A 13,783-nucleotide genomic window follows, 5' to 3' on the forward strand; every position below is an offset into this window, starting at 1 on the left:
TTTTAATATCCATGCTGTTCCATTTCCATTTTCTATCTCAAACCAATTTCCTTTTTCTCCAATTACAGTTACTTTTGCTCCATTATTTAATTGTGTCACAAAATTTGAATCCCATGTTGGCCCACTCATAACATCTGTAACTGGTCCTCCATCGAAATCTACAATTCCTGTTCCTAAAACTTTTGCATCTGCATTTATATTAACTCTATATTTTAATACCCATGCTGTTCCTGCTCCGTTTTCAACTTCATACCAATCTCCACTTTGCCCTATTATATTTACTTTTGTTCCATTTTGTAAATCTCCTAAATACGTAGAGCTCCATGTTGGTCCACTTTGTATTGCTGTATGTGTATATCCTTCAAAGTTTATTACACCGTTTCCTATAATTTTTTTAGCTTCACCTACTTTCTTTATTTCAGGTTTCTTTTGCACTACAATTTTTTTATTTAAACTAGTTTTTATCCTATCCTTTAATACCCATGCTGGATTATTTCCATTTTCTATTTCATACCAATTTCCTTGTTCTCCAATAATAGAAATTTTTGTTCCATTAGTTAGTTCTCCTGCAAAATTTGTATTCCATGATGGTCCACTCATAATTTCTGTAAGTGGTCCTCCCTTAAAGTCAATTGTACCAGTTCCAATAATTTTACTATTTGAAATTGTATTAACTCTATACTTTAATACCCATGCAACTGTATTACCACTTTCAACTTCATACCAATCTCCACTTTGTCCTATTATATTTACCTTTGTTCCATTTTCTAAATCTCCTAGGTAATTTGTATTCCATGATGGCCCACTTTGTATTGCTGTATGTGTATATCCTTCAAAGTTTATTACGCCTGTTCCTAAAACTTTAGCGTTCATTTCAGTTTGAACTCTATTTTTCAACACCCAAGCTGATCCATTATTATAGTTTATTCTATACCAATTTCCACTTTCTCCTGTTATAGTTACTGAACTTCCATTTTCTAAATCTCCAACAAAGTTTGAATTCCATGTTGGTCCACTTTGAAGTGCTGTATGATTATTTCCTTTAAAATCTATAGTTCCAGTTCCTATTCCTTTATATGTTATGGAATATGGTTTACTTATAGCTGGTGCACTTCCATTAATATAATTTGCCCAAACATATGCTGTTTGTCCATTATAATTTATTTTATACCAACTACCAGCTTGTCCTAATATTTGAACTCTAGTCCCTTCATTTACTGTTCCTATAACATTACTATTTAAACTTGCACCACTTCTTACATTTAATTCTGGAACAGTTACAGTTCCAACTTTATAATCATAATTTATAGGCATATCCACTTTATTTGGATTTCCTTTTACTGAATATGAACTTGGTAATCTATAATAACATGTTGTTGGACTTACATCTTGGTCTGGAACACTCTCTTGTGTTCTTGGATGAAAGTTTGTTCCAAACCATGAGAATTGATTATCACATACCCATGCTATTCCTTCTGCCTTATTCGCCCATCCCATAAATACATATGTGTGCGCTGTTCCTGCAAAACAAATATCACCTGGTTCTAAAGTACTTAAGTTTGTTTCTTTTTCCCAACCTAAACTTTGTAGTTCATTCATAAGATTTGTAGTATATCCAATATTACTTGGTATAGGAACTCCTATATTTCTAAGTGCTGATGAAACAAAGAATACACAATCATTATAAATATCTCCACTATGAAGTCCAATTGCTTGGTTTTCTGCTGCCCATCTATTATTTGGATTCATTAAATATTTATATAACTTTTCTTGTGTCTTTGAATGAAATTTTGTTTGTTCCATATCAGGACTTAAATTTTTTCCATTATAATAGCTCATATGATTTGAGCCATTAAATACAACATTTAATGCCTGTGCCTTCTCTTCATTTGTAGTCTTAATTACTTTTCCTGTTAATATATTTACTTTTTGAAGCTCTACACCTTTTAAAGTTCCTTCACTCTCATTATTTTCTTTCGAATTATTATCAGTTTCTTTTGAATTCTTATTTTTTTGTTTAATTTCTTTATGGTGCACTGTTGCTCCAAAACTTGCTGTTGCTGGTGCCGCAACTAATGCTGTTGCCATTGTCATGCTTGCTGCAATTAACATAGAAATTTTATTGTTTTTCATAATAGTCTCTCCCTATATATTTCAATATTAAGATAAGGATACTATTTTTTTATTAATATTCACGGAAAGTTATTTTAACTTTGTATTAACTTTCCTTTTTTTTAACCATTAACTCTTTAATTTTAATATTTTGTAATTTTTTATTCACTTTTATTTAATTTTTTACTATATTTTATAAACATCTTTAATACTTTATTTTTATTTTTAAATGACCAATTTATTTAAATTTTTAATCTATCTTTTTCTATATGTAGTATGAAATAGTTCATGAACTCTCCCTACACATGGTTCCCCTATATATATTTCATACATTTTTATTATTGCTTCATTCTCATGAGATTTTCTTTTTTTCATCCTCAAATACTATATCAATACTATTTATTTTAACTTTCCCCAAAAGTATTTCCTCCTAATTCTATATTTACCCAACTTTATATATTATGAAAACAAAAGCCCTAAAACTTAATTAAGTTTTAGGGCTTTATATTAAACTTCTCTCACTTCTATCCTTTCTTTTGCTATAGTATATAAAACAACTCCAATTACCCCTATTAAAACTATTCCGACAGAACCAATTGCTAAAATTCCTTTCCTCTTCATCATCTTGAGTCACTCCTATACATATCACTACTATATAATATGTCTTTTTATAAAATTTGCTATAATCTCATCTCTATTTTTATAAAAAAAGCTACAAAATACTTAAATATTTTGTAGCAATACTTTACTTTCTATAACCTATATTTCTTTTATCTTTATCATTTCCTAATAGCCCTATAAAACAAACTATTAAAAATATAAGCATAATGCATCCACTTAATCCAATTAATAAATTCAAACCCCTTTTTCTCCCCTCTTTAATTAAACTCTCATCCTCATTATATCTTATCTTCCTAATTTTTAAAATAATGAATTAATATATGCTTCAGCTACATTAATATATCTAAGTTTAATTAATGCATCTATTACTATTCCTCTTATTTCAAATATACTTACAATATATTCATCATCATTACTTTTCTTCATTGATATTTCTTTTATTTTTTTAAATACTGCATCAGTTATTATTTTTATCTCTTTAGCACTTAACCAAAGCCCTATGTCAATGCCTGTATTTCTTATACTTGTTTCAATTTTATATCTTTCTAACTTCTCTATTGTAAAATCTCTCTTTAATACTTTTACATCCATCTTCATCACCACATTTATTCATATATTATATATTATGATGTTTTATTTCCTTGGTTCACCTTATACAAGTTAAATTTTGTACATTTCCCTATTTATTAAGATTTTTTTATTGTATAATACTTTTATACTTAATTTAAAGGAGTGTTTTTATTGTTTGGATATGTTACTCCATTAAAGCCAGAACTTAAAATAAGAGAATTTAATCAATTCAATGGATATTATTGTGGTCTCTGTCATTCTATAAAAAAACAATTTGGTAATTTACCTAGAATGATACTTAACTATGATATGACATTTTTGGCTCTTTTTTTAGATGGCTTAATAGATGAAAAAGAACAGGCTAAACTTCTAAGATGTTTTGTTCATCCAGTTAAACAAAAGCCTGTTATTATAAGTAATTCTGCTGTTGATTATGCAGCTAATATGAATGTATCTTTATTTTATTATAAAATGTTAGATGATGTAGCTGATGATAAAACCTTAAAAAGCAAAGCAAGTCTTCTCTTTTTAAGTCCTTATCAAAAAAAATTTTCATCTAAAATAAATGTAATCAATGAAAAAATTGAAAAATCTTTAAAAGAATTATCTCAGCTTGAATCTTCTAAAAATTTCAGTTCTATAGATGATATATGTCATCCTTTTGCTGAAATAGTTGGAAATATTTTAATGATGTATCCAAATTCTCTTAGAAATGATTCATTTGATTTACGTGAAGATCTTTATTATTTTGGATACTCTCTTGGAAAATGGATTTATTTAATCGATGCTCTTGATGATTTAAAAGAGGATATGGAAAAAAATAAATTCAACCCAATTAATTTTCTATATAATAAGGAAAATTTAGATTATGATACTCTTTTATCTAATATAAAAGAAAGATTAGAATTTAATATTTTAAGTAGTGCATGTACATGTAGAGATTACTTTTATAAACTTCCATTAAAACGTAATAATGATATAATAAAAAATATCATAGAATTAGGTATGATGGATAGGTACACAAAAATTATAAATAAAGATAAATCTTGTTCAATGAAAGGTAGTGAATTTAATAATGAATCCATATGAGATTTTAGGCGTTAAAGAAGGCGCTTCACAAGAGGAAATTAAAAAAGCTTATAGAGCTTTAGTTAAAAAATATCATCCTGATCAATTTAAGGATACACCACTTAAAGAACTTGCAAATGAAAAATTAAGAGAAATAAATGAAGCTTATGATACTATAATGAAACATGCTTCTACTAATAGTTCTTATTCAAATAATAATACTAATATGAATGAGTTTGCTGAAATTAGAATGCTTATTCAAAATAGAAATTTCAATTTAGCTTTAGATAAGCTTAGTTCAATTCAAAATCATAATGCTGAATGGAATTACCTAATGGGTATTACATATTTTTCACTTGGTCGTGCTGATTCTGCATTTAACTACTTAAACCAAGCTGTTCAAATGGACCCAAATAATTTTGAATATAGGCAAGCACTTAATAATTTAATGCAACGTAATAGAGGTTACTCAAATCCTTACAATACTAATGCGGCAAATGGAATGGATGTATGTAGTTGTTGTATGAATCTTTGGTGTCTTAGTTCTGTTTGTGAATGTTGTGGTGGTTGCTAATAATATAAGGAAGGTGGGTATTTATGAGAAAAAGTAAAGCTTCATATATTACTACTGGTGGAATTCTTATTGCATTAACTTTAGTAGTACTTTACTTCGCACAACTTATACAAATAAATACATTAGTATTACTTACTATATCCTCATTATTTGTCCCTGTAGCTTTAATTAAATGTAATATAAAAACTGCATGGACTGTATATATAGGTTCATCTATTCTATCTCTTTTATTAATTAATATAGGAATATCTCTTATGTATACAATTTTTTTTGGTCTATATGGTATTATTAAATATTTAGCTGAAAAGAAGAGACATCATAAGCCTACAGAAATATTAATAAAATTTATATTTTTTAATATTTCTATGATTGTCTATTATTTTATTTACATTACTATTTTAGGTCCTATAAATACTAAATTTCCCATGTATGTTTTTTTAATTGTAGGAGAATTTGTATTTTTTATTTATGACTATGGTTTAACACTATTAATTGCTTTTTATATGCAAAAAATTCATAAAAGACTAAAATAGAGAGTATATTTACTCCCTATTTTAGTCTTTTTAATTCTTCATATATTTTAACCATTGCTAAAGTATCCATCCTACAATACTCTAATAAATCTCTTCTTATTTTCAGCCTTTCCTCTTCCGTTTTTCTACATAAACTTGGAAAAGCATTCATTGCCATTTCTCCATTTTTTATATTTAACTTATCATATGAAAATTCATCTCCACATAAACTTGGCAGAACTTTTTTTATAGAATGACTAAATTCCATTTCTTTTTTATATAAATGCTTTGCCTTAAAAGGTGTCATTAAATCTACAATTCTCTTATTTATTTCTTCAAGATTATATCTTAAATCACTATACATTTCAGCCATATTTTTTATAATTGTTTTCTCAAAAGAAGCATTATAAACTACAATAGCACCTCCATCATTTTTAATATCTTTAATTAAATTTTCTGAAAATGGTCTTGTAGTATCTTCATTTTCTTGACCTAAATACTCCTTATGTGTAAGAGTCCCATTTCTCTCTAATATATGAAGCGAGTATTGAAATGGTATTTGCATATATGCCCTTCTTCCACTATACTTTGGAATAGCTTCTTGATAGGTTTCAAAGTCTAAAAAATATAATGGAAACTTCTCTACCTTAGATAAAAACTTTTTTATTTCCTTCTTATCAATATAGGATTTCTCCTCAATTGCTGCATCTAACATAATTTTAAACTTATTTTTAGGATTAAGATTATTTCTAATCTCTTTAAATGTTTCAATTCCCTCATTATAGTACGCTATCTTTTTCTCATGACTTATACTTCTGCCATCTATTTTAAAAATCTCTGTATCTTTAAGGTTTGGAAAACATACAAAAAAACTATTACACTTTTGATTCTCTAAACATTTTTTCTTTAAAACTTCATTTGGCTTAACTTCCTCTTTAACTATCTTATTTATTTCTTTTATATAATTTTCAACACTTATTCCACAATTAACTTTTATAACTTCTCCTTTAAATAGTAAATTAAGGTTTAAATCTTCTTCTCTTATATAAGTATTATCGATATGAATTACTATCATCCGTTCTATCTGTATATGAAGTTTTTCACATATATATTGAATAAACTCGCACTTTCTTTTACTTTTTTCACTTACTTTTGTAGATGGATCAATTACATATACATTTATGCCATATGCAGTATTTTCTATTATATCTATTTGTGCTTCTAAATCATTGTATTTTAAAGCTCCACGTCCTATACTATATCCTTTATTTAATAATTTCTTTGTAAGTTCTGTTCTTCTATCTATCTCTAAAACCTCATCTATAACCTCTAAGTTTTTAAAATTTTTTAAAACTAAACCTTTTATATTATTTATCCTTTCATATTCATCTGCATCAAAGCTTTCATAATTCTCTGTTTTTTTGCTGTTATATAAATCTACTAAGCACGCTCTTCCTTTTATATAATCTCTCTCATTCACAATTTTCCCTCCTTTTCTTTTCTCACTATAAATATATTCTCTTCTACCTTAAATCTGTATTAAAAATTATAAAATTCACAAACTTTATAGATATTTCTATTATCTGCTCTTTATCTATATTTTTTAAATCATGCCCACAATTTTGAATATTTAAAAGTTTTGCCTTATTTCCACTCTCTTCAAGTTTTTTATAAAGTTCTTCAGAATCTTTAAATGGTACCATCCTATCCTCTTCGCCATGAATAATAAGAGTATTTGGCATTCCCTTTTTCACATAATTTATAGGACTATATTCTTCCATATATTCATTTATATTATTTCTACCATTAAGGTTTTGTTCTCTCTTATCAATAGCTTTTTTCAAGTCACCTTTAGCTATATTCATATTTAAACCTTTTAAATCCGTTGGTCCAAACAAATCAACTACCCACTTAACTTTAGACGAATAATTTTTTAATGGCTCATAACTATTAAACATATTATTATCTGTATAAGCTGCCATCAATGATAGTTGTGCCCCTGCTGATGCACCTATAATTCCTATTTCATTTTTATTAAATCCATATTTCTCTGCATTTTTATTTACCCATCTTATAGCATCCTTTACATCTGAAACCTGTGTTTCAAAATCTATTTCTTTAGTATCTTTTGTATAATTGACACTAATTATTGTAAAACCCTCGTTTCTGAATATATCTAATATAGGTTCCATAAAGGTTGGTATACTAGCATTTCCATATATCCAACTTCCACCATGAACATATAATATTACAGGTGTACCCTTTTTAAGCTTTTTTCTAGCTTCATATATATCTAAGATTACATCCTTTCCTTTGTCTTTTTTATAAACTACCTCTTTAGCATCTATCATTTTATTCATATCAGTATTACTAGAAACTGCCACTGACTGAATCTTATCTTTTAATATAGGATACTCTTTATATACATTTATATAAAAGCCTATTTGCCCTCTAAAATAGTATAAAGTTCCTCCAATTAAAGCTATTATTATACAAAGCACTATTGTCATTACTTTTAAAAACTTCTTCATACCATAACCCCTCACTTATAAATTAATTCTCTCTTAGAATTTTTCTCATAATTCTCCATTTTAAATCACTATACCATGAATAATCCTATAAAAAAAGAGAGTTGCATACAACTCTCTCTAATTCCTAACTCTTAACTTTTCATTCTTAATTAATTTCTATTCCATCATCTTAGAAATTTTATTGCTAAATATTAATAATACTATTCCAAGTACTATACAAACTCCAGATATCATTCCAAATATCTCTCTAGCTCCTAAGGCTTCTAAGTTAGATGCTATAAATCCACCTAATATGTTTGCAACTCCTGAACTTGCAAGCCATACTCCCATTAATAATGAAGCTAATTTTACTGGTGCTATCTTTGTTACCATTGATAATCCTATTGGTGATAAACATAATTCTCCTACTGTATTTAAGAAATATGTTATTACAAGCCACCACATACTAGCTTTTACTAATGGATTTTCAGCACTTCCAATTGACATAGTTGCAAATACCATTACTAAAAATCCTACTCCAAGCACTATCATTCCAAGTGCCATTTTTGTTGGAACCTTCATATCTCCTTTTTTTCTATTTGCAAGCATAAACCAGATTTTTGCAAATATTGGTGAAAGAAGTAATACAAATATTGGATTTAATGATTGAAGCCATGATACTGGTACTGTCATTCCAAATATATCTCTATTAGTCAAATCTTTTGCAAACATTGTAAGTGAGCTTCCTGCTTGTTCAAATCCTGCCCAGAAGAATACAACAAATGCTGCTAATATAAATATTGCTATTGTTCTTCTTTTTTCTCTTTTTGTTAAAGGTTTTTTCTCAATTACTTTTTGTTCTTTAGCTACTCTTTTTCTTTCTAAATGACCTAAATACTTAGGTGCTAATACAACAAATATAATTTGTCCAATTACCATCCCAATAGCTGCTGCTAAGAATCCATATTTAAATCCATATTGAACTATTTGTCCATTTATTTTATTTGCGAAAATATTTTCTGCAAGTAATCCACATGCTATTGGTGCTATTAATGAACCAATATTTATACCCATGTAGAAAATTGTAAATGCTGAATCTTTTCTGTTATCTCCTTCTGGATATAATTGACCTACTACAGTAGAAATGTTTGGTTTAAAGAACCCATTTCCTACTATTAATAGAGCTAGTCCTATATATAATCCTAAATGACCTGGAACACCAAATAATACTAGGTTACCTGCAATCATTATTCCTCCACCTAAGACAATTGAAAGCTTTTGTCCTAAGAATCTATCTGCTAGGTATCCTCCTATAATTGGAGTAAAATATGTGAATCCTGTGTATAATCCATATATCATAGATGCAGTACCAAGTGTATATCCTAAACCACCTTGTATAAAACTAGTTGTTAAATATAACATTAATAATGATCTCATTCCATAATAACTAAATCTTTCCCACATTTCTGTAAAGAATAGAAGATATAGCCCTGGTGGGTGTTTTAATTTTGTTCCTTTTCTGCTAACAGTTGTTTCTGCCATGTGTACTCCTCCTACATTTTCCCCATTTTCGTTCATTTTATTTAATAAATTTAAAATTTTGTCTTTTTTTGTTTAATACTTTAATAAAATTATAACATAAAGTCACTATTTATTCAAATTTATACCTAGTTTTTTTTGGATATTTTTAATACAACTTAAATTTTATGAACAAATTCATTCATATATTCATTCTTTGTTTTCTTTTTGCTCAAGCCATTCTTTAATGATACTTATCTTTAATTCGACTTTTTTCTACAATTTTCGTTTAAATTTTATTAACAAAATGTTTTTTTTTTGTTATACTCTAATTGAGGTGTTTATTATGAAAAATTTAAAAATTTATTTTACTTCAGATATTCATGGATTTATTTTTCCAACAGATTATAGAGATTTTGAAAAAAAAGAAATAGGTTTATTAAATATTATTAATGAATTTAATAAGAATGATAATACTTTAATAATTGATGGTGGAGATACAATTCAAGGTTCTCCATACACAACTTATATATCTAATCAAAATTTTAATACTCATCCTATAAGCAATATTATGAACCTTGGAAAATATGATTTTATAACTCTTGGTAATCATGATTTTAATTATGGATATGATTATTTAAAAAAATATCTAGAAGATTTTAATGGAACTTGCATTTGTTCTAACATTATAGATAAGAAAAATACCCTTCCTATAGAACCTTATTCAATTAAAACCTTAGAAAATGGGTTGAAAATTGGTATTATTGGTTTAACAACAGAGTTTATTCCAGTATGGGAGAAAAAAGAGAATTTAAAAAATATAAATGTTTTAGATTCATTTAATTCTATAAAAAAATATCATGACCTTATAAAAAATGAGGTAGATATTTTAATTGGTGTCTATCATGGCGGTTTTGAAAAAGATATTCATACATTTAAATGTTTAAGTACTACAAAAGAAAATTTAGCTTTTAAAATTTGTGAAAAATTAGAGTTTGATCTTCTTTTAACAGGACATCAGCATATGGAAATATTTAATACTACTCTTTTTGGTACTCATATAGTCCAAACTCCAAATAATGGTCTTAAATATGCTTTAGTTGATTTAGATATTATAGATAATCATATCTCAATTTCATCAAAGCTTATAAAACCAAAACTTTCTAAAAATAAATTTGATATTAGTTACTTATCTTCCTTTGAACATCATGTTCAAAAATGGCTTGATACTCCTGTTGGCTTTTTAGATAAACCATTAAATCCTGAGTCCCATTTAGAAATGGCTCTTAATGGTTCTCCACTTGCAAACTTTATAAATGAAGTTCAAATTTATAATTCAGATGCACAGCTTGCTTGTACTTCATTTGCTAATTCAGTTAAAGGCTTTAATAAAGAAGTTACTATCCGTGATATTGTTTCTACTTATATTTATCCAAACACACTAGTAGTTTTAGAAGTAAGTAAGGATATTTTAATAAAAGCTTTATATAAATCATCAACTTACTTTACTTTAAATGATAATAAAGTAAATATCTCTGATAGCTTCTTAAAACCTAAAGTTGAACATTATAATTATGATTATTTTTATAATATAGAATATACATTTGATTTAAGTAAAGAAGGTTTAAATAGAGTTTCTTCTGTTAAATATAATGGTAAAGATTTAGAAGATGATATGACATATTCCTTAGTTATGAATAATTACAGAGCTAGTGGAACTGGTGGTTATGAGTTCTTAAAAGAATGTCCTGTTTTAAAAGAAATCCAAATTGAAATGACAGAACTTCTTATTAATTATTTTATAGAAAATAAAAATATTAAAGTAAATGAAAAAAAATGGATAAAAATTAAATATTAATTGTATATTTTCCTAATTACTGTCAATACTCCTTAATGAGAACACATTAAGGAGTTGATTTTTTTGAATCAAGTAATATTAACAGGTAATTTAACAAAGGATTTAGAACTTAGATTTTCTAAAGATAAAGGCACACCATATGTGAGAGGTATGCTTGCAGTAAATGAATTTAAAAAAGACTCAACTAACTTTATACCTTTTGTCCTTTTTAATAAAAAGGCTGAAATATTAGCAACTTATGCTAAAAAAGGTGCCCATATCGCTATTTTTGGAAAGCTTGAAAGAAAAGCTTATTTTAGCGAAGAAAAAGAAACTAACATCTATACAACAAATGTTCTCGCAGATAATTTTGAATTTATTAATTCAAGTAAAAAAAGAACTAATGATGAAAAATCATTAAACACGGTAGACACTGAAACTAATGAATTATTAGAACTAGTTTCTAATGAAAGTCTTCCATTTTAAAAGATATATTTGGCTGACCCCCCATAGTTATATCCCCTTATAACCTATCCATTCAGCCATTTATATAAATAAAGGAATTACGAAAAATTCGTAATTCCTTTTATTTTTAATTTATTCTTTATACCCAAAATCAGGTATTTCATTCCATCTTTTCTTTAGCTCTCGTGTAATCATCTTTGGCTTTCTATCTCTTGTAAATATGCCTTTTTTATTACCACCAACTCTTATAATTCCTTCCCCTGTCTCAAAATCTGCAAAATTCCAAACCTGCTCCCCTATAAAGTTTTTGAATTTATCAATCACTTCATGATTTGCTTTATAGTACTCTATTTGATATTCCTCAGTAAACATGGTAGGCAATGTTCCATGCATTCCTACAATTGTATCTGCCCCATATTCTGTAAACATAATTGGTTTATTAGGACATCTTTTCTCCCATCCTTCTAATTCCTCTTTTAATAACATTTTAGCATTTTCTAAATCTCCTCCAGATATATACCATCCATAATATCTATTTAAGCATAGAATATCTACTAATTCTGCTACCTTACATCTATCTGGAGTTGCCATTAAATAAGTTACAATAGTTACAGGTCTTTTTTGACAATCTAGCTTTTTAGCCAATTTAATTAATGGCTCAAAATACTCTTTTGCACCTTCTGAGTCTGAATCAGGTTCATTTGCTATTGACCACATTACTACTGATGGATGATTCTTATCTCTATCAATCAATTCTTCTATAACTTTTTCATGTACCTCATATGTTTTTATTTCTTTCCATGTATTTCTTTTTGGCTCATTTCCTCCAAAATTAATAGCCATAAAATTCAAATGCAATCCAACTGCCGGAACCTCATCTATTATCACTATTCCTTCTCTATCTGCAAGTCTCATCAATTCTTCTGAATATGGATAATGTGATGTTCTAAAAGAATTTGCACCAATCCATTTCATAAGATTAAAATCTTTTATATTTATGGCTTCATTAATTCCACGACCATTTATATATGAGTCTTCATGCTTTCCAAATCCCTTAAAATAAAAAGGCTTATTATTTATTAAAAATTTCCCATCTAATATTTTTACTGTTCTTACTCCAAATTCCTCTACATACTTATCTATAAGTTCTCCTTCTTCGATTAATTCTACTTTCAATTTATAAAGATATGCATGCATAGGTTCCCATAACTTAACATTCTTAATTTCTAGAATTCCTTCATTGCCACCTCTTTTAACAACTATCTTTTCGTTCTCATCAATAACTTGTACATTAATTTTATTCTTACTATTAGTTTCTATTTTATATTTAACTATTCCCGTCATTTCTTTAAAATCTGTCGAAATTATAATATCTTTTATATATTCTTTTGGAGTTGTATAAATCTTTACTGGTCTATGGATTCCCGAATAGTTGAAGAAATCAAAATTCACTGTATTTTTTATTACCTCTCCATCTTTATTTTTTTTAACTAGCCCAACTGGAAGTGTTGATTCATCAACTATATTATTTACTGCTACTGTAACTCTATTTTCTCCATTTTTTAAAAACTTATTAAGTTCTCCTTCAAATGGTGTAAATCCTCCCCTATGCTCCATTACTAAATTTCCATTTATATATACTCTAGCCTCATGTGTAACTGATCCAAATCTTAATATAATTCTCTCATCTAACAGACTTCTATGAATTTTGAAAACTCTCGTTCATACCACACCCATCCTATATGATTTCTTATCTCTTTTAATTCTATTAAGTCATTGTATGATGACGGTACTGCCATTTCAATTGTATTTTCTAACTTAGTTTTATACCAATCTTCCTTAAATCCCTTCCCCTCATCTAATTTAAATCTCCAAACTCCATTTAACTCCATAATACTTCTTGTTTCACTCATTATTGGATATAACATACAAAACAGATCCTAGCATTTTAATTTTTTTCAAATAAAAAAGAGACATAGCTTAGGCTATATCTCTT

Annotated in this window: 13 protein-coding genes; 5 read left to right on the forward strand and 8 right to left on the reverse strand. The window is 27.3% G+C overall.

Features of this window, described 5'->3' with window-relative positions; translation table 11 throughout:
* The 3 genes from ACRDDY_RS09805 to ACRDDY_RS09815 all read right to left on the reverse strand — a co-directional run.
* The coding region (locus tag ACRDDY_RS09805) for an SH3 domain-containing protein (protein WP_438564769.1) at window positions 1-2,133 on the reverse strand (2,133 nt) is incomplete at its 3' end.
* A gap of 234 nt (window positions 2,134-2,367) precedes the next feature.
* Window positions 2,368-2,487 carry an iron hydrogenase small subunit gene (locus tag ACRDDY_RS09810; protein WP_438564770.1) on the reverse strand — a complete coding sequence of 40 codons (120 nt, stop codon included), beginning with the start codon at window positions 2,485-2,487 and terminating at the stop codon, window positions 2,368-2,370.
* Between the two features lie 546 nt (window positions 2,488-3,033).
* Window positions 3,034-3,324, reverse strand: coding sequence for an ATP cone domain-containing protein (locus ACRDDY_RS09815; RefSeq protein WP_438564771.1), 291 nt, complete (start codon window positions 3,322-3,324; stop codon window positions 3,034-3,036).
* A 150-nt stretch (window positions 3,325-3,474) separates the two neighbouring features.
* Here ACRDDY_RS09815 and ACRDDY_RS09820 point away from each other — a divergent pair, with 150 nt between their 5' ends.
* Genes ACRDDY_RS09820 through ACRDDY_RS09830 form a run of 3 tightly spaced genes read left to right on the forward strand, consistent with a single transcriptional unit; the run spans window position 3,475 to window position 5,478 of the window.
* Window positions 3,475-4,392, forward strand: coding sequence for a DUF5685 family protein (locus ACRDDY_RS09820; RefSeq protein WP_438564772.1), 918 nt, complete (start codon window positions 3,475-3,477; stop codon window positions 4,390-4,392).
* Window positions 4,379-4,945 (forward strand): J domain-containing protein, encoded by a 567-nt coding sequence (locus ACRDDY_RS09825; protein ID WP_438564773.1) that lies wholly within the window; start codon window positions 4,379-4,381, stop codon window positions 4,943-4,945. Before ACRDDY_RS09820 ends, ACRDDY_RS09825 begins: the two co-directional genes overlap by 14 nt.
* Window positions 4,946-4,968: 23 nt before the next feature.
* Window positions 4,969-5,478: a hypothetical protein gene (locus ACRDDY_RS09830; RefSeq protein ID WP_438564774.1), complete on the forward strand. Its 510-nt coding sequence runs from the start codon at window positions 4,969-4,971 to the stop codon at window positions 5,476-5,478.
* A gap of 16 nt (window positions 5,479-5,494) precedes the next feature.
* Here ACRDDY_RS09830 and ACRDDY_RS09835 read toward each other — a convergent pair whose 3' ends face one another.
* From ACRDDY_RS09835 to ACRDDY_RS09845, 3 genes are all read right to left on the reverse strand, one after another.
* Window positions 5,495-6,937: a DUF2779 domain-containing protein gene (locus tag ACRDDY_RS09835; protein ID WP_438564775.1), complete on the reverse strand. Its 1,443-nt coding sequence runs from the start codon at window positions 6,935-6,937 to the stop codon at window positions 5,495-5,497.
* Window positions 6,938-6,980: 43 nt separating this feature from the next.
* A complete protein-coding gene (locus ACRDDY_RS09840) occupies window positions 6,981-7,988 on the reverse strand; it encodes an alpha/beta hydrolase fold domain-containing protein (protein WP_438564776.1) in 1,008 nt (335 codons plus the stop codon).
* Window positions 7,989-8,144: 156 nt separating this feature from the next.
* Window positions 8,145-9,509, reverse strand: a complete 1,365-nt coding sequence (locus ACRDDY_RS09845) for a peptide MFS transporter (protein WP_438564777.1) — start codon at window positions 9,507-9,509, stop codon at window positions 8,145-8,147.
* A gap of 322 nt (window positions 9,510-9,831) precedes the next feature.
* Here ACRDDY_RS09845 and ACRDDY_RS09850 point away from each other — a divergent pair, with 322 nt between their 5' ends.
* Together ACRDDY_RS09850 and ACRDDY_RS09855 are read left to right on the forward strand one after the other, a co-directional pair.
* The gene (locus ACRDDY_RS09850) at window positions 9,832-11,343 is read left to right on the forward strand and encodes a bifunctional metallophosphatase/5'-nucleotidase (RefSeq protein WP_438564778.1); all 1,512 of its coding nucleotides are present in this window, start codon (window positions 9,832-9,834) and stop codon (window positions 11,341-11,343) included.
* A 63-nt stretch (window positions 11,344-11,406) separates the two neighbouring features.
* Window positions 11,407-11,808, forward strand: a complete 402-nt coding sequence (locus ACRDDY_RS09855; protein ID WP_438564779.1) for a single-stranded DNA-binding protein — start codon at window positions 11,407-11,409, stop codon at window positions 11,806-11,808.
* A gap of 111 nt (window positions 11,809-11,919) precedes the next feature.
* On the opposite strand, the gene uidA is transcribed toward ACRDDY_RS09855, so the two are convergent.
* A complete protein-coding gene (gene uidA / locus ACRDDY_RS09860; protein ID WP_438564834.1) occupies window positions 11,920-13,494 on the reverse strand; it encodes a beta-glucuronidase in 1,575 nt (524 codons plus the stop codon).
* Window positions 13,476-13,715, reverse strand: a complete 240-nt coding sequence (locus tag ACRDDY_RS09865; protein ID WP_438564780.1) for a sugar-binding domain-containing protein — start codon at window positions 13,713-13,715, stop codon at window positions 13,476-13,478. Before ACRDDY_RS09865 ends, uidA begins: the two co-directional genes overlap by 19 nt.
* Window positions 13,716-13,783 lie beyond the last annotated feature (68 nt).

Origin of the sequence: Clostridium sp. (genome assembly GCF_051656525.1) — a bacterium.
Lineage (GTDB): Bacteria > Bacillota > Clostridia > Clostridiales > Clostridiaceae > Clostridium.

Bases quoted from the DNA above. Each gene is read 5' to 3' on its own strand.
- ACRDDY_RS09810 (WP_438564770.1), bottom strand. From the start codon at position 2,487: ATGAAAAAAAGAAAATCTCATGAGAATGAAGCAATAATAAAAATGTAT.
- ACRDDY_RS09815 (WP_438564771.1), bottom strand. From the start codon at position 3,324: ATGGATGTAAAAGTATTAAAGAGAGATTTTACAATAGAGAAGTTAGAA.
- ACRDDY_RS09825 (WP_438564773.1), top strand. From the start codon at position 4,379: ATGAATCCATATGAGATTTTAGGCGTTAAAGAAGGCGCTTCACAAGAG.
- ACRDDY_RS09830 (WP_438564774.1), top strand. From the start codon at position 4,969: ATGAGAAAAAGTAAAGCTTCATATATTACTACTGGTGGAATTCTTATT.
- ACRDDY_RS09840 (WP_438564776.1), bottom strand. From the start codon at position 7,988: ATGAAGAAGTTTTTAAAAGTAATGACAATAGTGCTTTGTATAATAATA.
- ACRDDY_RS09845 (WP_438564777.1), bottom strand. From the start codon at position 9,509: ATGGCAGAAACAACTGTTAGCAGAAAAGGAACAAAATTAAAACACCCA.
- ACRDDY_RS09850 (WP_438564778.1), top strand. From the start codon at position 9,832: ATGAAAAATTTAAAAATTTATTTTACTTCAGATATTCATGGATTTATT.
- ACRDDY_RS09865 (WP_438564780.1), bottom strand. From the start codon at position 13,715: ATGTTATATCCAATAATGAGTGAAACAAGAAGTATTATGGAGTTAAAT.